The following is a 25,541-nucleotide window of genomic DNA, read 5'->3' as shown; positions in this document are numbered from 1 at the left end:
GGTGGGGCCTCGCGTTCAGGGGATGGCCCCATGCTAGGCTCGCACCGTTATTGCAACAAGAACGATGGTTTTTCGTAGGTACTATGGTTTTCCGGAGTAGGCATGCGTAGCAGGCGTTGGGATGGCAAGAGCGGGTGCGCCGTGGAAGTCACGCTGTCGGTGATGGGCGGCGTGTGGAAGCCGATCATTCTTTTCCACTTGATGACTGGCAAGCGGCGTTTCATGGAATTGACGCGGCGGGTACCCAACGCCACGCAATCCATGCTGACCAGCCAGTTGCGCGAACTGGAGGCCGATGGGGTGGTGATCCGCCACGTCTATGCCGAAGTGCCGCCCAAGGTGGAATACGAACTTTCCGAATTCGGGCGCACGCTGGTGCCGGTGCTGCTGGCGATGCGCGAGTGGGGCGAAACCTATCGCGGGTACCAGAGTACGCGCGGGGACAGTTGAAGGCTGGGAGCCGGTGATGCCGGAAGTGCGGTGAGCCTCCTGCCGCAGCGGTTCATGTGATCGCGCTCTGCGCCACGCGAACCATTAGTCCTCCGCTCATGAGGGAGGCAGCGAAGATTGGGGCACATCCCCGCAGGTCACCACGACAGGCTTCAACTCGCGGCCATCGGCGGATTGACGCAGGTGAAAGCAGGCTCTGAATACACGCAACTTTCCCGAAGTTCCATCGTCCAGGCTATCTGGCGTATACCCAGAGAGCACCACCTGGTAGTACGCGCCCACCTGCAGCGGCGGTGCAGGGGTGGGACCGGATCCATAGGGTATGCACTGGTCAGGTGGGAGCGAAGGTTCGGGAATGTGCTCGTCCATGAAGACCCGTTCCCACGTTGGGTAGAGTCCTTGCCCAGCAGCGCTCACTGCGATGGAGTCGATATCAGGCGGCTCGGATCGATTCCCGCGCGTGTCAGGAACACCAAAGCAAAGCCTGCCGTCAGACGTGCTGATCGTGGCCTTCTGGTAGCGCCCTGGCGGCGCTGAGCAGCTGGCCACGAGAGGTATCAGGATTGCCAAAAGGAACCATGCTTGTCTGATCATCGTGTGGTCCTCGGGAGGTTGCGCTTGTCGGAAGTTGACGCGAGGAATAGTGAGAGGACGCGTTTCAACTGGGCATGGATGCCGAATGTGGTTCGATACCTTGTGTTGCTCATCTTGCTTTGTGAATCACGGAAGGCAACGAGAAAGTAGTCAGCGAGGATGTCGCCTTGCGCCTCCATGTTGTAGTCGTGGAGCAGGCGCACGTCATCGAGGACATAGTCGTAGCTCATGTTCGGTCGCGGTCCACGCACCAGCCTCACGTTGTAGCGGAGCTGATGCTGCCAGACATGGGTCATTTCGTGGATGAAAAGCTGCTGGTTGCGAAGATCGCCAGAAGAGTAATCATGAATGTACAGGTCTTTCGGGAAGTAGATCTCGCCATTTGGCGCAACCACCGTGTCCTCAGGTTGCATCCCAAACAACATCCAGTAGCCATGGTTGTGAATCCTCACCAGGCTGTAGTCAATCGCATCGCCGAACACCAGCTGTGCCATCTCGATCTCGCCTTGTGTCAAGCCGCGTTCATGGCTTGGTACCTGCACCGGTACGATCGACGTTCCCATGGTGTCAGAGGTAGTAATCACACCATCGACATCAAAAACCGCTGCATCATCGATCCCGGCCAACAAGGTGCGTTCGCAACAACCGCTCGTGGCGCTGGGTGGGCGCAACTCCGCGCGCACCACCGCCACGCTCTCGCGGGTTGAAACACGTGACGTCTCGCCCAGTGCGTTGGTCATGCCGGAGAAGGTCTGGCCGTTCGCCAGATGGAGCGTGTAGGGAAGTTCCCGCAACGGCATGCCCTGTGAGCCGGTGAAACGGATAGCCTGGTCGAACTGAAGGCGGCGGCCGCTGGCCAGCGGCGTTTCAGCACGCTGCGTACCGGCCATGTTGGGACTGGCAGTCCCGCCTGTGGTGGCAGTATTGGATACGTACCCCCTGAGCTGTTGGCTTGACATCACCCTGCAGCCACACGCGAGCGCGCATCCGTCCAGCGCAACAGGCTGGCCATCGATGATGATCGTGCTGTCACCTTCGACAATCGCAAACACCCCTTTGTGCATGTGCGGGCACGTCGCCTTGTCGCCCACGCGTGCAACGCCCATGCCCTCGATATCGGTTCGGTTCGACGCAGTGATTACACGCCCACCGCTGGAGGTCGGGTCTCCCATCACAATCCAGTTCCGTGCCATGAATCGCTTCCATTGCTGATCGGTCGGCAGAATCCGATGCAGTTCGGCGTTGCTTCGCGTGGCTTTTGCGACAAGCACGCCGGAGCCCAACTGCAATGGGCTCCGGCGGGTTCATTGGAAGTGCGGGTTCGATCTCTGATGTCGGATCAGCAGAGTCTTCAAGGGTCGAACGCGACACCTGACCTGTTCCGACCTGAGCGGCATCCGGAGAACAGTGAGTCAGCTGTGTCGCGTGTGGCCTGCCCGCATGCACAGCACCAGCCATCTGCAGGCGAACATTCCCGCCCCATCTGGTGGGTTTGATGGATAACTCGCCACGACATGACGCAAGTACCGCGACTGCGCGCCGACGCGGCATTTCCCTACTTCTCATCCACGAACGAGTGCGCCAATCATCGCCGCGCCAAGGCACTCGCCCTGGCCGGGATTGGCGTCCCGAACTTACGTACCGCTACCGGTCGTGTTTGCAGCCTTCGCTGCAGACATGACAATGCACCGCCTGCCAGTTCATGGCGGACGGTGCGTGGGGATCCTTCGATCCGCCGGCTTCAGCGGTACGTATCCGGCACGCCAACCCGCACCGTCCGCCACCTTGCATCTGCAGGTGGCCACACCGTGAGGTTGTCGCCATGCCTGACCGTACTCCCGACATTCCCCGCCTGCGCGAGCTGCTCGGCGCCGCCGCGTGTGATCTTCCCGCCGCCCTGGCCGAAACGCTTGAGGCGGCGCTCTGCGAATCCGCGGAGTCCGTCGCGCCGTCGGCGTTCTTCGCGCACTTGAAAGGCCACGGTGAGAATCTGCGAGCCGATGGCCAGCCTTGGACCGAAACCCGGCTGAGCCCCGGCCGCGCCTTCGATCTGGCCCTGGCCACCCGCAGTGCCTCGGGCATCACCGCGCTGACCGCCATGCTGCACGCCGCGCATGTGGCGCGGGAGAGTGATGATCCCGCCTGTTGCCCGTCCGCAGCGCTGGTCGAAGGCCTGTTCAACGCCTGCCAGGTGCTGTCGCTGCAGGTGGAGCGCTGCCTGGTTCCGTGATGGCGCAGGCTGCGCGGGGCTGTGCTGCAGCCTCACGCGGTCTTTGCAACTCGGCGGGCAGGCATTGCTAAGTTCGCTTGGCATCCATCACAGGAACCTGCAATGACCCGGACGTCCACGCGTGTACTGCTCGGCCTCTGCCTGATTCCGGCCGCAGCCTTTGCCCAATCCGACCGCCAGGTAGCCGAAGACATGGCTACCCGCGCGGCCAATGTCTGCCCCGGCCACAGCAGCGAGCGCACCACGCCGACAGTGAAGAAGGTGCCGGTCGGTGCGCTGCGCGTCATGCTCGACCGTGGGCTGGTGATGTGCCCGGACCGCCGGCTGGATGCTTCTGCGCCCGCGGTGTTCTACGGCCGCGTGGGCGTGTTCGGCTGGAATCCGGAGGTGCCGGCCGCTGCGGCGGTGGTCGTGGCCAAGATCGACCAGATGACCCGCAAGGATGAGTACCCGGTGGAGACGCTGGTGTGGGATGCCAAGGGCACCGCGCTTACCCAGCAGACGGTGCCGGCGTTCGAGCCGCGGCCGGGTGCGGCGGTGCTGTACAAGGTGCGCTGACTGCCGCGCGCTACCCGCTGGATGCCCATTCTGCGGGGCGCTCTGGCGCTCGCGCGTGGTGACGGAGCCGTGCCCACCAAGGTGGGCACCTACCAGAACGATGCAACCTGGCATCCGGCAATGCCGCACGATCAGGCGCTGACCCCGTACCAAGGCGCTACTTCGCCGGGGCGTCTGCCGTCTGCGCGGCCACCATGGCCTGCTGCATTTCCTTCAGCGACAGATAGCCATCGCCATCAGTATCCAGCCCCGCGAAATACTTCTCGATTTCCGGCACCACGGCGGCTTCCTTCCTGCTGATCTTTCCGTCTTTGTCGGCATCCATTTCCTTGAACGCGGCGTCGATGGAGTCGGCCTGCTTGCTGAAGCGTGCCTGCTGGTACTTCGCGTACTCGGCCTTGTCGATGCGGCCATCGCCGTTGCTGTCCATGACGGCGAAGCTGGAATCGATATAGGCCTGCTTCGGGTCGCCGCTGGCGGCGTGGCCGATCAGCGGTGCGGCACACAGGGTGATGATGAGTAGCGTCTTGTTCATGCGGTCGGTTCCTTCGGAATGCAGGGCAGGTCAGCGGCAGGGATAGGTGTAGCCATCCGAGCCACGGTAGGTGTCGTTGCGGCGGTCGTAGTTGCCGTAGCGGTTCATGCAGTAGTCGGCACGTTCGCGGGTCTCGCGCTCGCGCTTGGCCGCCGCAGCGATTACGCCGGCAACTACCGCCGCGCCCACAACGCCCACCACCACGCGCTTGGCCTTGTCGTCATCGCGCCGTTCGCGCTCCCGTTCGCGTTCGCGGCGCTCCCATTCGTCGCGCTGGCGGTCGTGATAGCCCCGGTCCCAGCCGGAGCGGTAGCCATCGCGGTCCTGTGCATGGGCGTCGCCCGCGTATGGAATCAGCACCAGCAGTTGCAGTGCGGCCCCCAGCAGCAACGCCGTACGTCCTGTCTTCTGAAACATCGTTCCGCTCCTGTGCGGCTGTGTCGGTGGTGCCAGTACAGCGCGCGGACATTGCGCGAACCTGTAGTCGTTCTTGTGGAATGCGCGTTGTTCAGCGCACCAGCGCCTCCACCGGGTCCAGCTGCGCCGCGCGGCGGGCCGGCAGGAAGCCGAAACCAATGCCGATCAGGCTGCTGCAGGCAAACGCGGCCAGGATCGAGGCGCTCGAGAACACCAGCGAGAAGCCGATGTCGGCCAGTGCCAGCACGGCCCCCAGCGCCAGCGCCACGCTGATACCCAGCACGCCACCGAGCAGGCAGACCAGTACCGACTCGATCAGGAACTGCTGCAGGATATCGCTGCGGCGCGCGCCCACCGCCATGCGCACGCCGATCTCGCGGGTACGCTCGGTCACCGACACCAGCATGATGTTCATCACCCCGATGCCGCCCACCACCAACGCGATGGCGGCAATGGAGCTGATCATCAGCGTGAGGATGCGGGTGGTCTGCTCGATCGACGTGCGGATCTGCGCGTTGTTGCTCATGTAGAAGTCGCGCCGCCCATGCCGGCGCTCCAGCAGCCGGCCGATGGCGGCCTCCGCCGCCTGCATGCCCACAGTGTCGGACACGCGCACGGTAATGCTGGACACATGGCTCTGCCCCAGCATGCGCGCCATGGCGGTGGTGTAGGGCACCCAGACCTGCAGCAGCGAGGCATCGCCGACGGCACCGGCCTCCTTCTTCACCACGCCCACCACCTGCACCGGAACGTTGCCGAGCAGCAGGGTCTGGCCGATAGGGTCTTCCTGTGCGGCGAAGAACCGTGCCCGTGTATTGGCGTCGATTACCACCACCTGCTGGTAGCCGGTGATGGCGGGCTGGGCAAAGAAGCGGCCTTGCCCGAGCTTCAGGCCGTGCACGCGGAAGTACTGTTCACTCACGCCCTGCATCTGCACGTTGGCCGAGCGGTTGCCGCGCTGGGCAGTGCCACTGCTGGCGACGCCGGGCGTGGCGCTGTCCACGAACGGTTGCGCGGCCAGTGCCGTGCTGTCGCCGGGCGTCAGGGTTTCCACCTGTGCGGCGTGCACATCGCCGAAGCCGGAGCCCGGGTAGACCTCGATGGTGGTGGTGCCCAGCGAGGCGATGTTGGACAGGATGGCCTGGCGTGCGCCGGTGCCCAGGGCGACCACCGATACCACCGAGGCGATGCCGATGATGATGCCGAGCATGGTCAGGAAGGTGCGCATGCGGTGCGCGTTCATTGCGCGCAGGGCCATGCGGAAGGCTTCACCGAAGCGGTCGCGCAGCGCCTGCCAGCCGCTGCCTTCGCTGCGCACCTGCAGGGTGGCTGGGTTGCTGGAGGCCGCCGCTGTCGCGGCAGCGGTAGGGCGATCATCGACGATGCGCCCGTCGCGGATCTCGATGATGCGTTGCGCATGCTCGGCCACGGCCATGTCATGGGTGACCAGCACCACGGTGTGGCCTTCGGCATGCAGTTCGCCGAGGATTTTCATCACCTCCTTGCCGGACTGAGTGTCCAGTGCGCCGGTCGGCTCATCGGCGAAGATCACCGCGCCGCCGTTCATCAGTGCACGCGCGATGGACACGCGCTGCTGCTGCCCGCCGGACAGCTCGCCAGGCAGGTGCTGCATGCGTTCGCCCAGGCCCAGCCGCTGCAACAGCGCCTGCGCGCGGGCATGGCGGTCGGCGCTGGGTTGGCCGGCATAGATGGCCGGCACTTCCACGTTGCCCAGCGCGGTCAGGTCGGTCAGCAGGTGGTAGCGCTGGAAGATGAAGCCGAAGTGCTCGCGGCGTAGCTCGGCCAGTTCGTCCGGCGACATCTGCGCAGTCTCGCGACCGGCAATCTGATACGCGCCGGCCGAGGGCCGGTCCAGGCAGCCCAGGATGTTCATCAGGGTGGATTTGCCCGAGCCGGACTGGCCGACGATGGCCACCAGTTCACCCGCGCGGATGTCCAGGTCGATGCCATCGAGCACGACCAGGGTCTGTTCGCCAGCGGCGAATTCACGGCGGATGCCGCGCACGCGCAGCAGCGGTGTGTCCTTCTCTGCGCTGGTCATGGCTGTGCGGCGGCGGTGGCGGTGGCATCGCCGGCCTGGGCCAGGACCACCTGCTCGCCTTCCTGCAGGCCACTGCGCACTTCCACGTTGATCTGGTCGTCCAGTCCGGTGGTGATGCGCCGCGGGGCAGGGTGGCCATCCGCGCCGCGGACCTGCACGTTGTAGCTGCCATCGGTGGCGCGCGCACCCAGCGCGGCCGAGGGAATGGTCAGCACGCCCTTGGCACGCCCCAGCACGATGCGCACCTGCGCGGTCATGTAGCTGCGCAGGCGGCCATCGGCGTTGTCCACGTCGAACTGGCCGTTGTAGTACATGGCGGTGCGGCTGGCACCCGCCGACGCCCCTGCCGGACTGAAGCCGGAGGTGTCTTCGTTGGTGATTGACTCCGGTGCCGGCGCGATGTCGCGCAGCGTGCTGCTGTAGCGTCGGCCGCTGTCGCCCAGGATGGTGAAGAACGCCTCCTGTCCCAATGCGGTGTGCACCACGTCCGCCTCGGAGATTTCGGCGTAGACGGTCATCACGTCCTGGTTGCCGAGCATCACGATGGTCGGTGCGCTCTGTACCGCATTGACGGTCTGGCCCTGCCGCGCGACCACGGCCAGCACGGTGCCATCGGTGGGCGCGGTGATGCGGGTGTAGCCCAGGTTCGTCTGCGCCACATCCACATCGGTCTGCCGCTGCACCACTTCGCCATCGAGTGCGGCGATCTGCTCCCGCGTGGCATCGACCTTGGCCTTTGCCGCATCGTAGTCGGCGCGTGCGACCAGTTGCCTTGAAACCAGTGCCTGCTGGCGTTGAAGGGTCAGCTGGTACTGGCGCAGGTCGGTGGCCAGGGCATCACGGTTCGCGCGGGCGCTGCGCTGGGCGGCCTGCGCGCTCTGCAGCGCATTGCGCTGGGTGCGCGAGTCGATCTCGGCGATGAGGTCACCGGCCTTTACCTTGTCGCCCAGCTTCACATGCAGGGTTTCGATGCGGCCGGAGACCTGAGCGCCCACGCTCACCAGCCGCGAGGGCTTCAGCGTGCCGGTGGCTTCCACCACCTGTTCGATGTTGCCACGGGTGACCGGCGCCACCTCCAGGCGAGGCGGTGGCGCGGGTCGCAGCCAGGCGAACAGGAGCAGCGCGGAGCAGAGCAGTACGGCGGCAATGATGAGCACGCGGCGACGCTTGCGCGGTACGGCGCTCATCGGCTCAGCATCCAGAAAAGACAGGGCATCGTGGGTCCTCGCGACAGATGGGATGCACGCCTGCGGTGACAGGTGTGGATGGTCGTCGAGTCTCGATGTGCTGGATTGCGTGAACCTTGCGGCGGTGCCGGCCTGTCAGTGCACCGTGCCGAGTGCGAGCAGGGTTACCGCAATGAACTGCAGCACGCTGCCGAGCGCCAGCAGGACGTGGCGCAGGCGTTGCGACACGCGGCGCAGGCTGCAGAGCTGGCATATCGCGCCAGCCAGCAGCCAGGCTGACGTGATGACGGGCCTCGGACCTGTGGCACCGAGGACGATGACCGGCAAGGTAACGGCCAGCATCATGCCGGCGGCACGCGCGTCCAGCACCCGGGGGATCGAGGGAATCGGTCGGGATGCTGCCTCGCGCCACACTGCCAGCATATGCAGCCCCGCATGCAAGGTGACGAACAGCACGATGGCGGCGGCTGTTCCCGGCGCGTGGCGGAATGTTGCAGCCACCAGTGACATGCCAGGCAACAGCAGGAACAGTGCGCCGGCCAGGCGTATCAGGGCGTCCACCCGCTCGGGTTCGGCAGGTATCCGCAGCCAGTGCGGCCAGTGCTTGCCGCCACGGCTGCGCCACGTTCGCGCGCGATGATTCCACGCTGCCGCGGTCAGACTGGACGTACAGCCGGGGGGCGGAGTACGCGTGGTAGACGAAGAGGGATGCGCTCCCTGTGTCACATGCAGGCTTCCTGTCAGACCCGGACGCGGCATCATGAGCAATGCCACGCCTGCAGATGCTGTGCGGCGAACATTGCCGCAACCTTGCGCATCGGCTCCGGCCGCCAGGCGTGGACAGCGGGCAGTCAGCCCCGCAGGTACGCTGCGCTCAGCGCTCCGGTGGCGGCGCGCTGCTGACGCCCGGATGCAGCGGGAACTCGACGCGGATCAATGCGCCGCCGCCGGGTGCATCCAGAATCGTGACGCGGCCGCCATGCCGGTCGATCACCTGCCGCACCAGATTCAACCCCAGCCCGGCACCGGTCTGGCGCGGGCGCAGGCGCTGGAAGGGCTCGAACACGCGCTCGCGCTGGTCGACCGGAATGCCGGGGCCGTCGTCCTCCACTTCCAGGCAGCTGCCCTGCACGCGCACGATGATATGGCGCCCGCCATGCTCGGCTGCATTCAACACCAGATTGGAAAGCACGCGCTCTACCGCGCCGGCCTCGCCCAGCACCGGGAAGTTCGGTTCCACCGCGACGGCGACCGTCTTGTCGGACTGGATCAACAGCGGCGCCAGATCGGCCACGACCCGCTTGGCCACGCGGGCCAGGTTGAGCGAGTCCTTCGGTCCATCTTCTTCCATGCGGTGCAGGTCCAGAAGCTGTTCGGCCAGCGTCGCCAGCCGCGCGACTTCCACGGCCAGGCTGCGGGACGTGGCGTCGTCGGTGGCATCGATCTTGACCCGCAGGATCGCGATCGGCGTACGCAGCTCATGGGCGGCGGCGGCGATGAAGCGACGCTGCCGCTCGTGTCCCTCGTCCAGGCGGTCCAGCGCTTCGTTCACCGCCGTCACCAGTGGAGCGATCTCCACCGGTACGGCGGTCTCGGTCAGGCGGATGCCGCGACGGCTGGCGGAAATGTTGCGGGCCTCCTGCGCGATGCGTTCCACGCCAGCCAGGGCGCGACGGACGATGATCGGGGTCAGGATGAGGGTGGCCAGGCCCAGCAGCAGGAAGATCGGCAGGGTGATGATGTGTGCGGCCAGCGCCATCTGCCAGGTCAGCGAATCGGTTTCGCCATGGGCCATGATGGTCAGCTTGCCGGCCGGGCCGCTGTGCTGGCGTATCGCCACCGCCAGACCATCGCTGCGGTCGCGTCCGCGCAGGTCGCCATAGGGAATGCCGTCCAGGGCGCCGACCAGCGAGGCATAGGCGGGTGGAACATGGCCGAAGGTCACATGGTGGCCATGCTCATCCTCGGCGATGAACCACGCGCCGGGAACGATCTTCAGCAGCTCGGCCAGCTCAGGCGTGTGCTCCACATATAGTTCGCCCGTGCTGTCGCGGTGAACGGCCTCTGCGGCCACCGGGGCAAAGGTCTGGATGGTGTAGTAGCCGCCGCTGTCGGCACGCACCAGCACCATCAGCAGCGCAAAGAACGCCACCAGCAACGCAAGCAGCTGGTAGATCAGCGTTTTGACGATCAGCGGGCGCTTCAGGGAGGGGCGTCGCGCCATTACTTCGTTTCCCGCATCAGATAGCCGACACCGCGGATGGCATGGATTTCCACCCCGGCATCGGCGTCGGCCAATTTGCGCCGCAGGCGCGAGACATGCGAGTCGAGCGTGTTGGAATGGATGCCGTCGTCGAAGCCATACACCGCCATTTCGATGGACTCGCGCAGCACGGTGCGGCCCAGCCGGCGGGCGAGGGCGGCCAGCACCCGGATCTCGCGGCGCGGAAGCTCCAGTCGCTGCCCACCTACCGTGGCCTCGCCCGAGGCGGGGTCGAACAGCAGCCGGCCGATACTCACCGGCTCTACCTGCATGCCGCCCGGCCGGCGCCCGGCTGCCCGGATCCGCGCGAACAGTTCCTCCAGCGCGAAGGGCTTGGCCAGGTAGTCGTCGGCCCCTTCATCCAGGCCGGCGATGCGGTCCGGCAACTGTCCCAGCGCACTGAGCACGATGATCGGTACCCCGGGGTTGTGCCCGCGCAGGACCTGAATCAGGCCCAGCCCGTCACCATCGGGCAGGGTGCGGTCCAGCAGCACCAGATCGTGCGACCCGGAAAGCGCCGCTTCGCGGGCCAGTGCCAGCGTGTTGGCCAGGTCCACCACGTAGCGCTCGCGCTGCAGGGCGGACTTCAGCGTGGCAGCCAGTTCGGCTTCGTCTTCGATCAGCAGGATGTGCATCGGCGGGAATCGGGCGGGAAGGGGCGCAGGGGACTTCGGCAGGCGCCGGCACCGTATTACAGGAACATTGCGTGAACATGGCGTGCCAACGCAGGGCGAGCCCCGCAGCGGTGAGGCCCTCTGGCGCAAGGTTGGCGCAATCCGGGCACTCCAGCCTTGGCGCCCGTCTGCTGATCCCCAACCCTGGAGTGCCCATGAAGTTGTACGTTCCGCTGTTGTTCGTTGCCGCGCTGGGCGGCTGTACCACCGCCAAGATGACCGTCACCCCCGATGGCCGCCGTGGCGTGTCCATCGACTGCAGCGGCTCCAGTTCCTGGAGTGGCTGCTACGAGAAGGCCGGGCAGATGTGCCCGGGAGGCTATGTGGTCTTCAGCAAGGATGGCGATGAAGGAAATGCCATCGCGGTGGGCAACAGGAACGGCTTCACCTCCACCCAGATGGCCACCCGCTCGATGCTGGTGTCCTGCTCGCACTGACGCTGGCAGGGGAAGTGGGTTGCCACTTCCCCCGCTGCTCCCTGCAGCACGGCCTCAGAAGCTGTAGGCCGCCTGCACATACACCCGCCGCGGTTCACCCGGGAAGTGCCCGTTGCGCTCGATGAAGCCGCTGGCGGCGTACACCTTGTCGAACAGGTTCTTGACGTTGGCCTGGAACTGCCACTGCTTCCACGTGGTCTTCCAGCTCACATCGAACACGGTGTAGGCCTTCACCGTCTGCCCGTCCAGGCTGACACGTTCTCCGACATGATCCACGCCGAAGCCAATCGCTGAGTTGATCGAGGGCAGGTCATAGCGCGTCCACAGGCCCACTTTGTTGCGTGGTGCGTTGGCGAAGCGGTCGCCCGAGGCATTGGTGATGCCGCCTGGACCGGCATCCTTCACCCGCGCGTCGTTGTAGGCATAGGTCAGATTCAGCACCCAGCGCTCGGTGATGTCGGCCAGCAGGTCCAGTTCCATGCCGGTGCTGCGCACCAGGCCCAGTGCGGCCAGCTGGTTCACCCCGCCGATCACCTCGCCGGTGGCCTGTACGATGTTGCTGCGGTCGATGCGGTAGGCCGCCATGTTCAAGGTCACGCGGTCGGCCAGCAGGGATTTCAGGCCAACCTCCCACTGCCTGCTGCGCTCGGCATCGAACGGGCCGCCCGCGGCCGGGTTCTGGTTGGCCGCGCTCTGCGGCACGAAGCCACTGGCCACGTTGGCGTATACGTTCAGCCCCTCGCGCACGCTGAAGGTGCTGCCCAGCCGCCAGCTGAGGTCGTTGCCTTCCACGCCGCTGCCACCCAGGCGGTCCTCATCCTTGAAGCCATCCCAGCGCAGCCCGGCCAGCACGTGCCAGCGCGGGCCCAGCGCCAGCTCATCCTGCAGATAGCCGCCGTAGCGCTTGCTGCGCGTGGAGGTGCTGCGCCAGGGCAGGGCGGCCAGGTTGTAGTCATGCCAGGTGCTGGCGCCATAGACCGGGTTGAACAGATCGATGCCGCGCACCGGGCCGGCGCCGCGTGCTAGGTCGGCGCTGTTGGCGGTCTGCGCGGTGAAGTCGGCGTCGAGTTGGTACACATCGGCGCCGAACAACACCTTGTGTTCGATGAGCCCGGTGTTGATCCGCCAGACCGCATTCGCGCTGGCGGTGAACGCCTCGTTGTCGCGGATCTGGTTGCGCAGCTGGCGCGTCATCCACTCGGCCACGCCATCGCGGTCACGGTCGATCAGCCCCATCGGCTCGTGGTACATCTGGTGTTCGTTGTTGCTGAACCAGCGTGCGGCAACGTCCACATCAAGGGTGTCGCGTGGTGCGAAGCGGTACTGCACCAATGCCACCTTGGCGCGCATGTCGAGGAAGTCGTTGGCCTCGTTGTGGTTCCAGCGGCGGTCGGTCAGGAAGGTCCCGGCATCGTTCACCGGCACACCGCGCAGGCGGTTGCCGCCCAGGTTCTGGGTGATGTCGGTGAACTGCAGCACCAGTTCGCCGGTCTGGCCGACATCAAAGGCCAGCGACGCATCGCCGATCACGCTTTCGCTGTCGGCGTTCCAGCGCACGCCCTGTTCGCTGTCGGCATACAGGCCTGCGCGATAGCGAACGCTGCCGGTGGCATTCAACGGCCCGGTGCCTTCGATCGAGCCCGCACGGAAATCCTTGTCGCCCACCTGCAGCTCGATGCGGCGCTCGGCACGAGCCTTCGGCTTGCGCGTCACATAGTTGATGACGCCGCCGGCATCGCCGCCGCCGTACAGCGCACCGGCAGGGCCCTTCAATACCTCCACGCGCTCGATGTTGAACAGCTGCGGTACCGAGAAACCTGCATAGGGATCGCCACGCAGGCCGTCGTACAGCACGTTCTCCTGGCGGAAACCGCGCAGGGTCACGCCGGCATAGCTGAAGAAGCTGATGCCGCTGATGCTGCGGTACAGGTCGGTCACCTGGCGCGCGGCCTGGTCGTCGATCAGCTCGCGCGGGATCACCTGGATCGACTGCGGGACCAGCTCCAGCGGGGTGTCGGTACGAGTACCAACGGCCGCATCGGTGGCGCGGTAGAGGGTCTGCGCACGGCCGCGGACTTCGACCTTGTCCAGGTCCCTGGGGGCGTCTGCCGGGGTCTCGGCGGCCAGTGCGAGGGAGGTCAGGGAAAGGCCCAGCGCAAGGCACAGGGCGCGCGGCAGAGGAGCGGAAAGGGGCATGGGGGCGAGGTGGGGGTGGTTGCAAATGAGAAAGATTAGCATTTGCAACACTTCGTGACCTATCCCCCGAATGCGCTATGGACGCAAGGCCGGGTCTGTATACGGCGTGCCTGCCAAGGCCACCAGCACCCCGGTGGCGCCACGCACGATCAGCTGCTGCATGGCCTCGCGCGGGTCTTCACCCTGCCGCTGGCTGGCCAGGCCCTTCTCGTAGGCCGCCACCATCGACGCCATCAGCATGCCCGCGCCCAGCCTTGCCTCGGCATCGCTGGCGGGCCTGCCGGCAGCATCGGCCATCAGCTGCGCTAGGTCGTCGCTCAGTTGCGCCTGCAGCCTGCGCGCGTGCGCGACAAGCACGGGACTGTCGGCTACGGTCGCCCAGAACGCCGCTGCGCCGGCGTTGATCCGCAGCAGCGGATGGCCGCTGTCCAGCAGTTGCCGTACCAGTGACTGGAAGGCGCCCAGCGGGGCCATGTCGTTGTGGGCCAGCATGCCCTCGCGCAGCAAAGCGCGCGCCTCCTCGTCGCGGTCGAAGACCAGGTCTTCCTTGCTGGCGAAGTAGTTGAAGACCGTCTTGCGCGAGACCCCGGCGGCCTCGGCGATCTCGGACATCGACACCGCCTCGAAGCCGCGCCGGATGATCAGCTCGGTGGCGACGTCTGAAATCGCTTGTCGGGTCTCGGCCTTGCGCTGCTCGCGGCGGCCCGGGGATGGGGTCATCGGAGGTTCACTTGTAGAAACGTACACCGAGTGTAACATTATGATCGCCAGAGCGCCGGCCCGGTGCTCACGAGGAAGTCCCAATGCTGTACGACGTCGTCATCGCCGGTGCGGGCCCGGTCGGCCTGTTCCTGTCCTGCGAACTGGCCCAGGCAGGCTGTTCGGTTCGGGTGCTGGAACAGGCCGAGTCTGCCGAATCCCCGCTGAAACGCTTGCCGCTGGGCCTGCGCGGCTTGAACGCCCCCACCCTGGAGGCGCTGGATCGGCGCGGCCTGCTGGACGCGGTTGCCGCGGCCCAGGTGCTGAAGCCGGACAAGGGCGCCCCCCCGCCCGGCACGGCGCACTGGCTGGCGCAGCCGCGGCCGTTGGGGGGCCACTTCGCCGGCATTCCGTTCGCGCTGGACAACGTGGACAGCGGGCGCTGGAACTGGCGGCTGCCAACGCCGGTCGGCACGCAGATGGCGATCGAGCTGCAGGCGCTGGAAGCGGTATTGACCGAGCGCGCAGTCGGGCTGGGCGTGCACATCGATCGCGGCTGCGCGGTACAAGCGGTGCAGGTGGAGGAGGCTCAGGTCGCTGTGCAGACGACCACACACGGCACCGTCCACGGCCGCTGGCTGGTTGGCTGCGATGGTGCCCGCAGCACCGTGCGCAAGCAATCGGGTTTCAGCTTCGAAGGAACCGAACCGGAGTTCACCGGCCATTCCCTGCTCGTCGAACTGGAAGATCCTTCGATGCTCACGCCGGGTCGCCAGTACACCGCGCATGGGATGTGCAATTTCAATCCTCCGGGTGTGCTGGCACTGGCCGATTTCGACGGCGGCGCTGGCCATCGCACGGCGCTGGACCTGCCGTCGGCGCAAGCGCTGCTGCGGCGCGTGTCCGGTCGCAATGCAACGATCACCGCGCTGCACCTGGCCACCACCTGGACCGACGCCGCGCGCCAGGCCAGCGCCTACCGCAACGGTCGCGTGCTGCTGGCCGGTGATGCCGCACACATGCATTCACCGTTGGGTGGGCAGGGGTTGAACCTGGGCATCGGCGATGCAATGAACCTGGGCTGGAAGCTGGCGGCCGTGGTCCGTGGCGATGCCGGAGAGGCCTTGCTGGACAGCTATCAGGCCGAGCGGCATCCGATCGGCGCGAAGGTGCTGGACTGGTCGCGTGCGCAGGTCGCGCTGATGCGGCCGGGCGCCGGTTCGCGCGCGCTGGCGGCCGTCATCGCCGATCTGGCCGACACCCGCGATGGCGCGACCTATCTGGCCGAGCGGGTCTGGGGCGTGGCGCAGCAGCTGGCGCTGGGCGATGGGCACCCGCTGGTCGGTCGCAGCGTGCCGGACTTCGTGCTGGCCGACGGCCGTCGCACCGGCGAGCTGCTGAGGGCCGGGCAGGGGGCGCTGCTCGTGTTCGATGTGGAATCGTTGCCGTGCAACATCATGGGCGATGCGCCATCGCACCCTGTCTGCATGGGATCGGTGCCGGATGAGGCGACGGGCCTGGGCGCGGTTCTGGTGCGCCCCGATGGCATCGTCGCCTGGGCCTGCGATGCGGGCGCCGACCCGACCGGATTGGCTCACGCGCTGCAGCGCTGGTTCGGGACGACGGCCGTCCGCTGACCTGCACGATGGCGGCGCAGCCGATCCGGGCTGCGCCGGCTGCGCTTACAGATCCTTTTTCTTGCCGCTCAGGTCCAGCGGTTTGTCGCTGCCTTTGCGCTCGCTCGACCACACTTCCATGCCTTTGTTGCAGTGGCTCTCGCGGGCTGCCACGTCGCGCGGCAGGTCCTTCAGATGCGGCGATTCCTGGCAGGCCGGGTGCATCGCGCTGTCGTCGTAGGTGGCACAGCCACCCAGCGGGACCAATACAAGGACGGTGAGTGAGGTGCGCAGCAGGGGCGGCAGGTTCATGCGGAAGTCTCGGGGTGGTGCCGGAGTGGCCCTGCCATTCCAGGCTGTGACCCCAGGCACAGGCAATCGGACTGATCGCACTTGTTATTCTGTAACAATCGCGCGATAGTCCGGCGCCCGATGCGGTCAGGCGATGCAGGCCATCAGTACCACGCACAGGGCCAGCATCAGCACGAACACGCGGCGGCTCAGCGCCAGACACGCCAGGTAGGCGGCCAGGGCCCAGGCGCCCAGCAGGGCGCAGGCCAGCATCCACACCCCGATCACCATCAGTGATCCACTCGCCAGCGCCGACAGCGCAACCGCCTTGAACGCCGCAACGCCCAGCACACTGCCGAGAATGCCTGCCTGCAGGGCGATGGCATCGTGACGTGCAGGGGCGGGCGCGTGAAGCATGGTGGCTGGATGGGTCCAAGCGTGAGCGGCGCACGTACTGTGCCCGACTGCATATCCACGCCATGTGTTCTTCGTGGGCCCAACGCGGCTCAGTCGAACTCGCCCTCGACCGATTCCAGTCGCTTCCGGTACGCCGCGCGATGCTGGTACAGGCGCTGGCATTCGCTCGACCGGTAGATGCGGCTTGCCGGTTCGTTGGCGACCGAATCGCACATCCGCGCGATGTGATTGCTGGCCGCCAGTTCGGTGACGAAGAACACCGCCGTGATGCCGGTGCCCAACAGCACGACGTACAGCAGGCGGCTGAGCCAGCGCGTGCGCTTGCGCTCGAAGTGCTGCTGGAGGGTCAGGTCGAAGCGGATGATGCTGAGCACGATCCAGATGATGGCGACCAGGAAGCACAGCGTGGGCAGCAGCCCGCGCCAGAGCCCGGCCTCGTACACCGATTCGCTGTAATGGACCGCGGCTCCGGCACCGGCGATGGCAATCGCCAGCGCCCAGTTGCGGCCGAGCGAGAGCAGGTCATCGAGCAGTTTTTCGCGGTTGCTGGTCGGTGCTGCTGCCACGTGGGTTCCTTGTGCCTGCTGTGATCGGGAGCGGATTGCCGCCGATCACGCAGATGGTGGAGCATCGCTGCCGCGATGAGAAGCCTGCCCGTTCAGCGGCTGCCTGCGCGCGCAGCGATCCAGCGCCTGTAGCGACGGGTCCGGCACCTGCCCGCTGCCTGCGCCAGCAGCAGCGCCCACAGCGGTGAGACGCCGGGCGCGGTGGGGCGGCACCGGCTCAGCCGACCCAGCTGGTACTTCACCGCCGCCATGTGTGCGCTGGCCGCCAGCGGCTTGCTGCGCCAATCAATGATGCGCAGCATCGGCCCCGCGTCGTGCCCCTGCTGCCAGTGTTTGGGCAGGTCCGGTTCGATCGCCAGCGCGGTGGCGATGCCCACCATCGCAACACCGCTCTCCAGCACCTGCTCAGCCACCGCGTGGCGGCGGATACCGCCGGTGACCATCAGCGGCATCGTCGCCACTGTGGCGATCTCGCGTGCGAACTCGAGGAAATAGGCTTCGCGTGCGAGGCTGCGTTCATCGCGCGCGGCGCCGGTCATGGCCGGTGCTTCGTAGCTGCCACCGGACAGTTCGACCAGATCTACACCCAGCGGGGCCAGCATCTCCACCACCGCGCGCGCGTCCTCCGGCGAGAAGCCGCCACGCTGGAAGTCGGCGGAATTGAGCTTCACCGCCACCGCGAACGTGGGCGACACCGCAGTGCGCACCCCTTGCACGATCTGAAGCAACAGGCGTGCTCGGTTCTGCAGGCTGCCACCCCAGCGATCATCGCGGTGGTTGGAGAGCGGCGACAGGAACTGGCTGAGCAGATAGCCGTGCGCGGCATGGATCTCCACCCCGCTGAAGCCAGCACGCTCGGCCAGCTCGGAACTGCGGATGAAGCGGGCGATCACCTCTTCGATGTCGGCCTCGGTCATCGCCCGCGGCGGTGCGAACTGGCTGGACAACGCCCCCATCTGCAGCGGCACCGCTGAAGGCGCCAACGTCGGTTGGCCGAGCGCTGCCGGCATCTGCCGCCCGGGATGGTTGATCTGCATCCACATCTGCACGCCGCGCGCGCGGGCCGTGTCCGCCCAGGCGATGAAGCGATCGAGGTGGCGGTCGTCTTCCAGCACCACGCCGCCCGGTCCGGTCATGGCACGGCCATCGACCATCACATTGCCGGTGATGATCAGCCCGGCACCGCCGTCGGCCCAGCGCTGGTAAAGCTGCAGCAGCGCGGGCGAGGGCGCGTGGTCGGCGTCGGCCATGTTTTCCTCCATCGCGGCCTTGGCGATGCGGTTGTGGATGACGGCGCCCGAAGGCAGGGCCAGCGGCGAGAACAGGGACATCGGACAGCTCCGGGACAGGGGAATGGCGCTACGCTAACCTTCAAGTTTGATTGAAGGTCAACCGGTTCCGATGTCGAGGATTCAGGCCCATGAAGATCGGTGAGCTGGCCCGCCGCACGGGCCTGGCCGCGTCGCGCATCCGCTTCTACGAGGATGCCGGGCTGCTGGTGGTGCAGCGCCAGGCCAACGGCTACCGCGACTACCCGGAGCAGGCGGTGCTGCTGCTGGAGCTGATCATCGGCGCGCAGCGCGCAGGCTTCAGCCTGGAAGAGATCCGCGCGCTGCTGCCGCCGGACATGGGCCAGTGGCAGCACGATGCGCTGATCACGATGCTGCGGCGGAAGGTGGCCGATATCGAGGCGCTGCAACTGCGCCTTGCGCAGAGCCGGGCGCACCTGCTGGCCTTGATCGAGGATATCCAGGCGCGGCCGGACGGCATTGATTGCGCGGCCAATTCACGGCGGGTACTGGACCGCGTACAGCGTGGCGAACTGGCACGGCCCACGCTGGCAGCCGGCGATGGTGCGTTGCTGCGACCGGGCCGCCGCCGCCGCAACGGCAGCGACTGACGACCCGGCGCGATGCTCAGTGGCCGCCGGCGACGGCGTGCTTGCGCTTCCTGTCCAGCATCACCGCCACACCCCACAGCAGCAGGCCGCCGAGGGCGGTGGCGGCGCCGACGTAGCCGGTGCTGGCCGGGCTGAAGCCGGCGCTGATCGCCATGCCGCCCAGCCAGGGGCCCAGGGCATTGGCGGTATTGAACGCGGCATGGTTGGAAGCGGCGGCAAGCGTCTGTGCTTCGCCGGCCACGTCCATCAGGCGGGTCTGCAGCACCGCCGCCAGCGCGCCCATGGTGCCGACAGTGATGATCATCGGGCCGATCGTCCACACCGACTGCGCCGCCAGCGGATACAGCAACAGCATCACGATCGACCACAGCAGCACCACGGCGGCGGCCTTGAAGTGGAACTTGTCCACCAGCCAGCCACCGGCGATGTTGCCGATGATCGCGCCGATGCCGAACACGCCCACCGCCAGCGGCATCCACGATTCGGCCACGCCGGTGACCTGCACCAGGGTCGGTGCCAGGTAGGTGAACACACAGAACATGCCGGCGAAACCGACCGCACCGATCGCCAGCGCCAGCCACACCTGGGTGGTGTTGAAGGCGCGCAGTTCGCGCATCGGCGAGGTACGCACCTCGTCCGGATCGGGCAGCAGGAAGCGCGCGATCATCACCACGGTGGCGATGGCCAGCAGGCTGACCAGGGCGAAGGCGGTGCGCCAGCTCAGCTGCTGGCCCAGCCAGGTGGTCAGCGGATTGCCGACCAGGATCGCGATCGACAGGCCGAGCAGCACGCGCGACATCGCCTGGCCACGCTGGCCGGCGGGGCTGATCGCCGCAGCCACCAGCATCGCCACGCCGAAGTAGGCGCCATGTGGCAGGCCGGCGACGAAACGCGCCAGCAGCATGGTGGCGTAGTTCGGCGCCAGCGCGCTGGCCAGGTTGCCGACGGCATAGAAGCCCATCAGCGCCAGCAGCAGCTTGCGGCGCGGGAAACTGGCGCCGACGAACGCCAGGATCGGCGCACCGACCACCACGCCGATGGCGTAGGCGCTGATCAGGTGACCGACCTGGGTTTCAGAGATCGACAGGCCCCGGCTGATCTCCAGCATCAGGCCCATGCTGGCGAACTCGCTGGTGCCGATGGCGAAGCCGCCCAATGACAGGGCGAGAATGATCAGGGTGCGCTGACGGGGCGTCAGCCGCGCAGCCAGGGAAGAGTTGGGGCTCATGCGGGGGCGCGATGGGGACGGGGAGCCGCCCATTGTACTGCTGCACCGCAGCAGTGATCAGTGCCCATGGCCAAGAATCAGCGTTTGACCGGTGGCACCCGGGCTGCATCGGGCGGTGGTCAGGGCTGCACGTACATGTCGCTCCAGATGACGAAGGTCTCCGGTGTCATCTGTGCCTCCACTTCGGCACGCACGACTTCGCATACGGTGAGCAGCGCCGCCTGGCGTGGGTACGGAGCGTCCTGGCCGCCGCCGGCGGTCACTTCAGGTTCGCTGGCCAGCGCTGCCAACGTGTGTGCTGCATCCATCAGCTGCAGCAGCCGTGTGGTTGCCGTAGCGGGTGTGGCGGTGGCCGCGCGTTGGCCGCCAAGGGCGACCAGCGCGGCGGCGTACTTGCTGCGCAGGCGGTCGGCCAGTGCCGGGGCGAGCTGCAGCAGCCGGCGCGGGTGGGCGTTGTCGGCGATGTCGGCCAACTTCACCTTCAGGGCAAGTGGATGCTGGCGGATGCGCGCGTAGTACTGATCGGCATCAGCGGCGGTGTGCCGGCTGAGCAGGCTCACGGTGTCACGGATCGGCGCCGGGAACGCCTGCACCTGCGCCGCGTACTGGGGGCAGTCCTCGACCACGTCGTGCAGCCAGGCAGCCGCCTTGGCCATGTCATCGTCATGGATCGCCGCCGCCACGCGCGCCACGTGCTCGATATAGGGCTGGCCTGCCTTGTCCTGCTGCCCGGCATGGGCCTGGGTCGCCAGTGCGCGCGCCTGTGCCACCCAGTCCATCGTTGGCTGCTGCATCGTCGGCTCCTGCGGATGAAAGATAAATTATCGCCCAATCGCGGTAGTGCCGAGGTTGACCCGCCGCAGGCGGCTGGGTAACGTGCGCGTGCCTGCAGCACGCAGGCGCCTGCCGAGTGTAGTTTTTCATGTTGGAGATTGCCGTCATCGGATAACCCTTCCCGTGTGTCTGCCGGGAGTGGTTATCGAATGCGTGTTCCCCTGGCCGGGTGCCGTTGGCAGCCCGTGTCGTCCGCATTTCCGATTACGCAGGATCTCTTTTCCCATGAATATCTCCCGAGCGGAGCAGAGGACGTTGCACGTTCTCGCCCAGGGCGGCTGCATTGCCTTCAGCCGCGACGGCTCTGGCCGTGTCCGCAGCGTTGAATGCTTCAATCGTGAAGGCCTGTTGCTGAGCGATTGCACGCTGGCCGTCTTCAAGAAGCTGAAAAACAAGCGCTTGATCAGTTCGCATGACGGTCGTCCCTACCGCATCAACCGCGCCGGACTGGTTGCGGTGCGCCCGCAGCTGGACAATCGCTGATGCACGCCATGGCGATCCTTTTCCTTCACCGCGTACCCGCTGCCCGGGTGCGCCGCATCGATCGAGGTGCCCCTTGAACTACACCCTCCGCAATGAAGCCGCGGCCGACATCGCCGCCATCCATGCGCTGACAGCCGCAGCCTTCGCTACCGCCGAGCACAGCAGCCATACCGAACACTTCATCGTCGATGCACTGCGCGCGCGTGGCGAGCTGGCGGTTTCGCTTGTGGCCGAGGTCGATGGCGAGCGGGTTGGCCATGTCGCGATTTCGCCGGTGGCGGTCAGCGATGGCAGCAGCGGCTGGTTCGGCCTCGGGCCGATCTCGGTATTGCCTGGATGGCAAGGGCAGGGCATCGGTGCGGCGTTGATGCATGCCGCGCTTGAAGCCCTGCGCCAGCAAGGAGCACGGGGCTGCGTGCTGCTGGGCGAACCGGGCTATTACGGACGCTTCGGTTTCCGCGCCGAACCAGGCCTGATACTGCCGGGCGTGCCCGCGGAGTACTTCCAGGCCCTCTGCCTGCGCCCACCGATGGCGCAGGGCGAGGTGCAGTACTCACCGGCATTCGAGGCCACCTCCTGAGCCGGGCCTGGCGCGCTCCTGCTCAGGGCGCGCGCCAGGCGGTCGGTTCGGGTTGCGGCCTGGGAATGCGGTAGCCGCCGATATGCTCGAGCAGTTCGTTGGTGCGGCGCTGTTCGACCAGCACCTCGCGCAACAGATTGCGCACGGCGAAGATGGCGAACGGCACCAGGATCCAGACCAGGCTGATGCCCAGCGCGAACAGGGTCAACAGGGCTTTTGCACCATCCATGCACGGCATTCCTCGATTCGAAGCGGCCACGCTAGCATGGGGCGGCTGCTGGAGAATGTCAGCCGTTGTGCCGCAGATGGATCAACGGATACGGGCGGCCCTGTGAATCCACAGGTGAGCGTCCGGTTTCGACAAAGCCCATGCGCAGGTAGAAACCCACGGCCTGCGCGTTCTGCGCGTTGACGTCGGTGCTCAGCTGCGGATGCAGGGCCAGTGCATGCTGCAGCAGCTGCCGGCCGATGCCGGTGCCACGCACGTCCGGGTCGATGAACAGTGCTTCCATGTGGCTGCCGTCGATCAGCATGAAACCCAGTGGGCGATCCTGAGCATCAGCGGCGACGGTCATCGGCGCCTGCGGCAGGAAACCGGCCACTTCGGCATCGATGGCCTGGCGATCTTCGGCGCTGAGGAAGTCGTGGGTGGCGTCGACGGCGCGACGCCACAGGTCGACGAGGGCGGCGCCGTCGTCGGCGCGCGAGGGGCGCAGGGTGGTCATGGGTCACCAAGGTGCTTTGGAAGAATGTGCAGTATGCAGATTCCGGGCGATGGCTGCAGGCGTGGATTCATTCCCCGTTGCGATGGCGGATGAAGGGGCTGAACGCGGTTGCGTCCGCACGAAGCACGACGCCCTCCTCGAAGTCCTCGCTGTTGTTGAACGGCACGCTCGGCCATTGTTGCCAGTGCGCCAGCCGTTCACGGTAGTTGCCGGTGGCGGCCTCCAGCGCGGCATCGTGTGCCTGCACACGTTCGGGCGGAAGCCCGGAACGCACACCATGCACCACGTGCGGCTCCATCACCTCGAAGCCGACGTAGCGCAGGCTGTACATCAACGGCCACAGCAGCAGCCGGGTGTCGCCCTCGCGGCCGTCCACCGCGCATGCCCGCGCCGATGAGCCGGTGGTGACGCTCAGCAACGCTCGCTTGCCGCGCATCATGCCGTGCTCGTGGCGCTGCCGGCTGTTGTAGATCGGTCCGTAGACCAGCACGCGATCCAGCCAGCCCTTCAGCAGGGCCGGCGCCGCGAACCACCACAGCGGAAACTGCAGGATCAGCAGGTCGGTGGCCCGCAGCAGGCGCAGGTGGCGCTGCACCTCGGCCGGCAGCTGTCCCTGCTCGGCGCTGTGCCGCTGCTCGCGCTGCGCATCGAAGCGGCCGGGCCGCAGGCGCTGCGGATGGTGGCGGGCCGCTTCCAGCGGGTCGAAGGCATCCGCGTACAGGTCGATCATGTCCACCTGCAGGCCTTCATGTTGCAGCTGCTCGGTTGCCTGGGCAGCCAGATGGGCATTGAACGAGCGCGGTTCGGGATGGGCCAGCAGGATCAGGGCATGCATGCGGAAAGGGCGTGATGGAGTGTGCGACCATCCTCGCGAGGCCGGCGCACCCCGGCAATTACGCACCTTGAGGTAACCATGCCCTTTCCCGGCGATGTCTATGCGGCGGACTGCTCGGCGCGCGATGCGTTGGCGCTGATCTCCGGCAAGTGGGTGATGCTGCTGTTGCCTGCCTTGGCACAGGGCCCGATGCGCAATGGCGCGCTGCTGCGGAAGATCGAAGGCCTCTCGCAGAAAGTACTGACCCAGACCCTGCGGCAACTGGAGCGCAACGGCCTGGTTGAGCGCTGCGACCGGGGCAGCAAGCCGCTGCACGTGGAGTACCGACTGACCGAGGTCGCGCGCAGCCTGGTCGACACGCTGGCTGCGCTGGACCGTTGGGCCGAGCACAACTTCCCCGCACTGGATGCGGCCCGCGATCGCTTCGACGCGCGTTAGCGACGCCTGCACGAGCCGGGGCGTACACTATCGCCCCGGCGGCCATCCTGGCCCAGCAACGACGCGAGAACCGCCATGACCGACACCCTGGGTGTACCGGTGCACGACGCCGATGAGCACTGGATGCGCCATGCACTGGCGCTGGCCGAACGCGCGCAGCGCGAGTTCGACGAGATTCCGGTCGGGGCGGTGCTGGTCGGCGCCGATGGCCAGCTGCTGGGCGAGGGCTGGAATCTCAACATCGCCTCGCACGATCCCAGCGCGCACGCCGAGATCGTGGCCATGCGGGCAGGGGGCAGGCTGCTGGCCAATCACCGGCTGCTTGGCAGCACCCTGTACGTGACCCTGGAGCCGTGTGCGATGTGCGCGATGGCGATCGTGCATGCGCGCGTCTCGCGCCTGGTTTACGGGGCCAGCGACCCCAAGACCGGGGCGTGTGGCAGCGTGTTCGATCTGCTCGGCGACGCCCGCCACAATCACCGCGTCGAGATCCACGGCGGCGTCCTGGCCAAGGAAGCCAGCACGCGCCTGACCAATTATTTCCGTGCCAAGCGGGGCAAGCCGCCGCTGCTGCTGGAAGGCCACGCCGACGAGGGCTGAACGGCGAACGGGTATGATGGGCGCCTCTTTCCCTATCCGGTAGGCCGCGCGCCTGCCCAGCAACGAGGCGACATAATGGCGGACAACGGCGCGGCCAACGAACGACTGATCTGGATCGACCTGGAAATGACCGGGCTGGATACCGACAACGATTCGATCATCGAGATTGCCACCGTGGTCACCGACGCCCAGCTCAACGTGCTGGCCGAAGGGCCGGAGTTCGCCATTCATCACCCGGTGGAAACACTGGAGGCGATGGATGAGTGGAACCGCAACCAGCACCGCCGTTCGGGCCTGTGGCAGCGTGTGGTGGACAGTACCACCACGCTTGGCCAGGCCGAGGCGCAGACGGTGAACTTCCTGGCGCAGTGGATTCCGGCCGGCCTGTCGCCGATGTGCGGCAACTCCATCTGCCAGGACCGCCGCTTCCTGCATCGCCAGATGCCGCGCCTGGAGAAGTACTTCCATTACCGCAACCTGGACGTGTCCACGGTGAAGGAACTGGCCAAGCGCTGGGCGCCGACCGTGGCCGCCGGGGTCGGCAAGAACAGCAACCATACCGCGCTGAGCGATGTGCACGACTCGATCGCCGAGCTGCGCCACTACCGCCAGTTCATGGGCGCGCTGTCGGGCCTGCCGACTGCCTGAACAACGACACCGGGCATGGCCCGGCGCTACCGGGTGACACGCGAACTGGTAGTGCCGGCCGCTGGCCGGCAATTCAGC

30 protein-coding genes are annotated in these 25,541 nt (G+C 66.7%); 11 read left to right on the top strand and 19 right to left on the bottom strand.

From position 1 onward, the window contains the following. The first annotated feature begins 102 nt into the window (after window positions 1–102). Entirely contained in the window at window positions 103–450 is a 348-nt protein-coding gene (locus tag QRO93_RS02020) for a helix-turn-helix domain-containing protein (RefSeq protein ID WP_006452252.1), read from the top strand. A 590-nt stretch (window positions 451–1,040) separates the two neighbouring features. Here QRO93_RS02020 and QRO93_RS02015 read toward each other — a convergent pair. After that, entirely contained in the window at window positions 1,041–2,333 is a 1,293-nt protein-coding gene (locus QRO93_RS02015) for a PAAR domain-containing protein (RefSeq protein WP_258011006.1), read from the bottom strand. 533 nt (window positions 2,334–2,866) lie between these two features. On the opposite strand from QRO93_RS02015, the gene QRO93_RS02010 reads away from it, so the two are divergent. Together QRO93_RS02010 and QRO93_RS02005 are read left to right on the top strand one after the other, a co-directional pair. Then, window positions 2,867–3,274 carry a hypothetical protein gene (locus tag QRO93_RS02010; protein ID WP_180880139.1) on the top strand — a complete coding sequence of 136 codons (408 nt, stop codon included), beginning with the start codon at window positions 2,867–2,869 and terminating at the stop codon, window positions 3,272–3,274. Window positions 3,275–3,376: 102 nt separating this feature from the next. Then, window positions 3,377–3,832 carry a hypothetical protein gene (locus QRO93_RS02005; protein ID WP_180880141.1) on the top strand — a complete coding sequence of 152 codons (456 nt, stop codon included), beginning with the start codon at window positions 3,377–3,379 and terminating at the stop codon, window positions 3,830–3,832. Between the two features lie 157 nt (window positions 3,833–3,989). Here QRO93_RS02005 and QRO93_RS02000 read toward each other — a convergent pair whose 3' ends face one another. The 7 genes from QRO93_RS02000 to QRO93_RS01970 form a co-directional block, all read right to left on the bottom strand. Further along, window positions 3,990–4,367, bottom strand: a complete 378-nt coding sequence (locus tag QRO93_RS02000) for an EF-hand domain-containing protein (RefSeq protein ID WP_133935032.1) — start codon at window positions 4,365–4,367, stop codon at window positions 3,990–3,992. A gap of 30 nt (window positions 4,368–4,397) precedes the next feature. After that, on the bottom strand, window positions 4,398–4,784 hold the full coding sequence (locus QRO93_RS01995) for a hypothetical protein (RefSeq protein WP_180880143.1): 387 nt from the start codon (window positions 4,782–4,784) through the stop codon (window positions 4,398–4,400). 91 nt (window positions 4,785–4,875) lie between these two features. After that, window positions 4,876–6,846, bottom strand: a complete 1,971-nt coding sequence (locus tag QRO93_RS01990) for a MacB family efflux pump subunit (protein ID WP_180880145.1) — start codon at window positions 6,844–6,846, stop codon at window positions 4,876–4,878. Then, window positions 6,843–8,033 carry an efflux RND transporter periplasmic adaptor subunit gene (locus QRO93_RS01985; protein ID WP_180880146.1) on the bottom strand — a complete coding sequence of 397 codons (1,191 nt, stop codon included), beginning with the start codon at window positions 8,031–8,033 and terminating at the stop codon, window positions 6,843–6,845. Before QRO93_RS01985 ends, QRO93_RS01990 begins: the two co-directional genes overlap by 4 nt. A gap of 135 nt (window positions 8,034–8,168) precedes the next feature. After that, window positions 8,169–8,594: a hypothetical protein gene (locus QRO93_RS01980; protein WP_285303931.1), complete on the bottom strand. Its 426-nt coding sequence runs from the start codon at window positions 8,592–8,594 to the stop codon at window positions 8,169–8,171. Window positions 8,595–8,907: 313 nt separating this feature from the next. Next, a complete protein-coding gene (locus tag QRO93_RS01975) occupies window positions 8,908–10,257 on the bottom strand; it encodes a HAMP domain-containing sensor histidine kinase (RefSeq protein ID WP_053450162.1) in 1,350 nt (449 codons plus the stop codon). After that, window positions 10,257–10,931 carry a response regulator transcription factor gene (locus QRO93_RS01970; protein ID WP_053510310.1) on the bottom strand — a complete coding sequence of 225 codons (675 nt, stop codon included), beginning with the start codon at window positions 10,929–10,931 and terminating at the stop codon, window positions 10,257–10,259. Before QRO93_RS01970 ends, QRO93_RS01975 begins: the two co-directional genes overlap by 1 nt. Window positions 10,932–11,125: 194 nt before the next feature. Between QRO93_RS01970 and QRO93_RS01965 the strand changes: the two genes are divergently transcribed. After that, window positions 11,126–11,407, top strand: a complete 282-nt coding sequence (locus tag QRO93_RS01965) for a hypothetical protein (RefSeq protein ID WP_180880148.1) — start codon at window positions 11,126–11,128, stop codon at window positions 11,405–11,407. 54 nt (window positions 11,408–11,461) lie between these two features. On the opposite strand, the gene QRO93_RS01960 is transcribed toward QRO93_RS01965, so the two are convergent. Together QRO93_RS01960 and QRO93_RS01955 are read right to left on the bottom strand one after the other, a co-directional pair. Further along, window positions 11,462–13,603, bottom strand: coding sequence for a TonB-dependent receptor (locus QRO93_RS01960; RefSeq protein WP_285303930.1), 2,142 nt, complete (start codon window positions 13,601–13,603; stop codon window positions 11,462–11,464). 75 nt (window positions 13,604–13,678) lie between these two features. After that, on the bottom strand, window positions 13,679–14,323 hold the full coding sequence (locus tag QRO93_RS01955; protein WP_180880150.1) for a TetR/AcrR family transcriptional regulator: 645 nt from the start codon (window positions 14,321–14,323) through the stop codon (window positions 13,679–13,681). A gap of 83 nt (window positions 14,324–14,406) precedes the next feature. Between QRO93_RS01955 and QRO93_RS01950 the strand changes: the two genes are divergently transcribed. Further along, entirely contained in the window at window positions 14,407–15,939 is a 1,533-nt protein-coding gene (locus QRO93_RS01950) for an FAD-dependent monooxygenase (RefSeq protein WP_180880152.1), read from the top strand. 45 nt (window positions 15,940–15,984) lie between these two features. On the opposite strand, the gene QRO93_RS01945 is transcribed toward QRO93_RS01950, so the two are convergent. The 4 genes from QRO93_RS01945 to QRO93_RS01930 form a co-directional block, all read right to left on the bottom strand. Next, window positions 15,985–16,230 (bottom strand): hypothetical protein, encoded by a 246-nt coding sequence (locus QRO93_RS01945; RefSeq protein ID WP_053450157.1) that lies wholly within the window; start codon window positions 16,228–16,230, stop codon window positions 15,985–15,987. A gap of 126 nt (window positions 16,231–16,356) precedes the next feature. Further along, the gene (locus QRO93_RS01940; RefSeq protein ID WP_053450156.1) at window positions 16,357–16,626 is read right to left on the bottom strand and encodes a hypothetical protein; all 270 of its coding nucleotides are present in this window, start codon (window positions 16,624–16,626) and stop codon (window positions 16,357–16,359) included. Window positions 16,627–16,715: 89 nt separating this feature from the next. After that, window positions 16,716–17,192, bottom strand: coding sequence for a hypothetical protein (locus QRO93_RS01935; protein WP_053450155.1), 477 nt, complete (start codon window positions 17,190–17,192; stop codon window positions 16,716–16,718). Window positions 17,193–17,284: 92 nt separating this feature from the next. Continuing rightward, a complete protein-coding gene (locus tag QRO93_RS01930; RefSeq protein WP_053450154.1) occupies window positions 17,285–18,523 on the bottom strand; it encodes an NADH:flavin oxidoreductase/NADH oxidase family protein in 1,239 nt (412 codons plus the stop codon). Window positions 18,524–18,612: 89 nt separating this feature from the next. On the opposite strand from QRO93_RS01930, the gene QRO93_RS01925 reads away from it, so the two are divergent. Beyond that, entirely contained in the window at window positions 18,613–19,092 is a 480-nt protein-coding gene (locus QRO93_RS01925) for a MerR family transcriptional regulator (protein WP_164241865.1), read from the top strand. A 16-nt stretch (window positions 19,093–19,108) separates the two neighbouring features. On the opposite strand, the gene QRO93_RS01920 is transcribed toward QRO93_RS01925, so the two are convergent. Both QRO93_RS01920 and QRO93_RS01915 read right to left on the bottom strand, forming a co-directional pair. Then, on the bottom strand, window positions 19,109–20,320 hold the full coding sequence (locus QRO93_RS01920) for an MFS transporter (protein ID WP_180880154.1): 1,212 nt from the start codon (window positions 20,318–20,320) through the stop codon (window positions 19,109–19,111). A 119-nt stretch (window positions 20,321–20,439) separates the two neighbouring features. Then, window positions 20,440–21,114 (bottom strand): HD domain-containing protein, encoded by a 675-nt coding sequence (locus QRO93_RS01915; RefSeq protein ID WP_258011008.1) that lies wholly within the window; start codon window positions 21,112–21,114, stop codon window positions 20,440–20,442. A 265-nt stretch (window positions 21,115–21,379) separates the two neighbouring features. Here QRO93_RS01915 and QRO93_RS01910 point away from each other — a divergent pair, with 265 nt between their 5' ends. Then, window positions 21,380–21,637, top strand: coding sequence for a YjhX family toxin (locus tag QRO93_RS01910; protein WP_040007459.1), 258 nt, complete (start codon window positions 21,380–21,382; stop codon window positions 21,635–21,637). 73 nt (window positions 21,638–21,710) lie between these two features. Beyond that, window positions 21,711–22,217 (top strand): GNAT family N-acetyltransferase, encoded by a 507-nt coding sequence (locus tag QRO93_RS01905; protein ID WP_053510293.1) that lies wholly within the window; start codon window positions 21,711–21,713, stop codon window positions 22,215–22,217. Window positions 22,218–22,239: 22 nt separating this feature from the next. On the opposite strand, the gene QRO93_RS01900 is transcribed toward QRO93_RS01905, so the two are convergent. The 3 genes from QRO93_RS01900 to QRO93_RS01890 all read right to left on the bottom strand — a co-directional run bounded on the left by QRO93_RS01900 (window position 22,240) and on the right by QRO93_RS01890 (window position 23,777). Continuing rightward, window positions 22,240–22,446 carry a hypothetical protein gene (locus tag QRO93_RS01900; RefSeq protein WP_006452125.1) on the bottom strand — a complete coding sequence of 69 codons (207 nt, stop codon included), beginning with the start codon at window positions 22,444–22,446 and terminating at the stop codon, window positions 22,240–22,242. 58 nt (window positions 22,447–22,504) lie between these two features. After that, window positions 22,505–22,942 carry an acetyltransferase gene (locus QRO93_RS01895; RefSeq protein ID WP_053450149.1) on the bottom strand — a complete coding sequence of 146 codons (438 nt, stop codon included), beginning with the start codon at window positions 22,940–22,942 and terminating at the stop codon, window positions 22,505–22,507. A 67-nt stretch (window positions 22,943–23,009) separates the two neighbouring features. Beyond that, complete coding sequence (locus QRO93_RS01890) at window positions 23,010–23,777, bottom strand: NAD(P)H-dependent oxidoreductase (RefSeq protein WP_180880156.1); 768 nt, start codon at window positions 23,775–23,777, stop codon at window positions 23,010–23,012. Between the two features lie 78 nt (window positions 23,778–23,855). Between QRO93_RS01890 and QRO93_RS01885 the strand changes: the two genes are divergently transcribed. The 3 genes from QRO93_RS01885 to orn all read left to right on the top strand — a co-directional run bounded on the left by QRO93_RS01885 (window position 23,856) and on the right by orn (window position 25,463). Continuing rightward, complete coding sequence (locus tag QRO93_RS01885; RefSeq protein WP_053510287.1) at window positions 23,856–24,215, top strand: helix-turn-helix domain-containing protein; 360 nt, start codon at window positions 23,856–23,858, stop codon at window positions 24,213–24,215. Window positions 24,216–24,290: 75 nt separating this feature from the next. Beyond that, a complete protein-coding gene (gene tadA / locus QRO93_RS01880; protein WP_053450147.1) occupies window positions 24,291–24,815 on the top strand; it encodes a tRNA adenosine(34) deaminase TadA in 525 nt (174 codons plus the stop codon). Between the two features lie 75 nt (window positions 24,816–24,890). Beyond that, window positions 24,891–25,463, top strand: coding sequence for an oligoribonuclease (orn, locus tag QRO93_RS01875; protein WP_008268480.1), 573 nt, complete (start codon window positions 24,891–24,893; stop codon window positions 25,461–25,463). The last annotated feature ends 78 nt before the right edge of the window (window positions 25,464–25,541 follow it).

The organism is Stenotrophomonas maltophilia group sp. Smal17 (genome assembly GCF_030237045.1).
In the GTDB taxonomy this organism is placed as follows: Bacteria; Pseudomonadota; Gammaproteobacteria; order Xanthomonadales; family Xanthomonadaceae; genus Stenotrophomonas; species Stenotrophomonas forensis.
The sequence above is the reverse complement of the archived record's forward strand: the minus strand, read 5'-3'. Positions and strand labels throughout refer to the sequence as shown.

Coding starts and splice junctions, on each gene's coding strand:
- QRO93_RS02020 (WP_006452252.1), top strand. CDS start 103: ATGCGTAGCAGGCGTTGGGATGGCAAGAGCGGGTGCGCCGTGGAAGTC.
- QRO93_RS02010 (WP_180880139.1), top strand. CDS start 2,867: ATGCCTGACCGTACTCCCGACATTCCCCGCCTGCGCGAGCTGCTCGGC.
- QRO93_RS02005 (WP_180880141.1), top strand. CDS start 3,377: ATGACCCGGACGTCCACGCGTGTACTGCTCGGCCTCTGCCTGATTCCG.
- QRO93_RS02000 (WP_133935032.1), bottom strand. CDS start 4,367: ATGAACAAGACGCTACTCATCATCACCCTGTGTGCCGCACCGCTGATC.
- QRO93_RS01995 (WP_180880143.1), bottom strand. CDS start 4,784: ATGTTTCAGAAGACAGGACGTACGGCGTTGCTGCTGGGGGCCGCACTG.
- QRO93_RS01990 (WP_180880145.1), bottom strand. CDS start 6,846: ATGACCAGCGCAGAGAAGGACACACCGCTGCTGCGCGTGCGCGGCATC.
- QRO93_RS01985 (WP_180880146.1), bottom strand. CDS start 8,033: ATGAGCGCCGTACCGCGCAAGCGTCGCCGCGTGCTCATCATTGCCGCC.
- QRO93_RS01975 (WP_053450162.1), bottom strand. CDS start 10,257: ATGGCGCGACGCCCCTCCCTGAAGCGCCCGCTGATCGTCAAAACGCTG.
- QRO93_RS01970 (WP_053510310.1), bottom strand. CDS start 10,931: ATGCACATCCTGCTGATCGAAGACGAAGCCGAACTGGCTGCCACGCTG.
- QRO93_RS01965 (WP_180880148.1), top strand. CDS start 11,126: ATGAAGTTGTACGTTCCGCTGTTGTTCGTTGCCGCGCTGGGCGGCTGT.
- QRO93_RS01960 (WP_285303930.1), bottom strand. CDS start 13,603: ATGCCCCTTTCCGCTCCTCTGCCGCGCGCCCTGTGCCTTGCGCTGGGC.
- QRO93_RS01955 (WP_180880150.1), bottom strand. CDS start 14,323: ATGACCCCATCCCCGGGCCGCCGCGAGCAGCGCAAGGCCGAGACCCGA.
- QRO93_RS01950 (WP_180880152.1), top strand. CDS start 14,407: ATGCTGTACGACGTCGTCATCGCCGGTGCGGGCCCGGTCGGCCTGTTC.
- QRO93_RS01945 (WP_053450157.1), bottom strand. CDS start 16,230: ATGAACCTGCCGCCCCTGCTGCGCACCTCACTCACCGTCCTTGTATTG.
- QRO93_RS01940 (WP_053450156.1), bottom strand. CDS start 16,626: ATGCTTCACGCGCCCGCCCCTGCACGTCACGATGCCATCGCCCTGCAG.
- QRO93_RS01930 (WP_053450154.1), bottom strand. CDS start 18,523: ATGTCCCTGTTCTCGCCGCTGGCCCTGCCTTCGGGCGCCGTCATCCAC.
- QRO93_RS01925 (WP_164241865.1), top strand. CDS start 18,613: ATGAAGATCGGTGAGCTGGCCCGCCGCACGGGCCTGGCCGCGTCGCGC.
- QRO93_RS01920 (WP_180880154.1), bottom strand. CDS start 20,320: ATGAGCCCCAACTCTTCCCTGGCTGCGCGGCTGACGCCCCGTCAGCGC.
- QRO93_RS01915 (WP_258011008.1), bottom strand. CDS start 21,114: ATGCAGCAGCCAACGATGGACTGGGTGGCACAGGCGCGCGCACTGGCG.
- QRO93_RS01910 (WP_040007459.1), top strand. CDS start 21,380: ATGAATATCTCCCGAGCGGAGCAGAGGACGTTGCACGTTCTCGCCCAG.
- QRO93_RS01900 (WP_006452125.1), bottom strand. CDS start 22,446: ATGGATGGTGCAAAAGCCCTGTTGACCCTGTTCGCGCTGGGCATCAGC.
- QRO93_RS01895 (WP_053450149.1), bottom strand. CDS start 22,942: ATGACCACCCTGCGCCCCTCGCGCGCCGACGACGGCGCCGCCCTCGTC.
- QRO93_RS01890 (WP_180880156.1), bottom strand. CDS start 23,777: ATGCATGCCCTGATCCTGCTGGCCCATCCCGAACCGCGCTCGTTCAAT.
- QRO93_RS01885 (WP_053510287.1), top strand. CDS start 23,856: ATGCCCTTTCCCGGCGATGTCTATGCGGCGGACTGCTCGGCGCGCGAT.
- tadA (WP_053450147.1), top strand. CDS start 24,291: ATGACCGACACCCTGGGTGTACCGGTGCACGACGCCGATGAGCACTGG.
- orn (WP_008268480.1), top strand. CDS start 24,891: ATGGCGGACAACGGCGCGGCCAACGAACGACTGATCTGGATCGACCTG.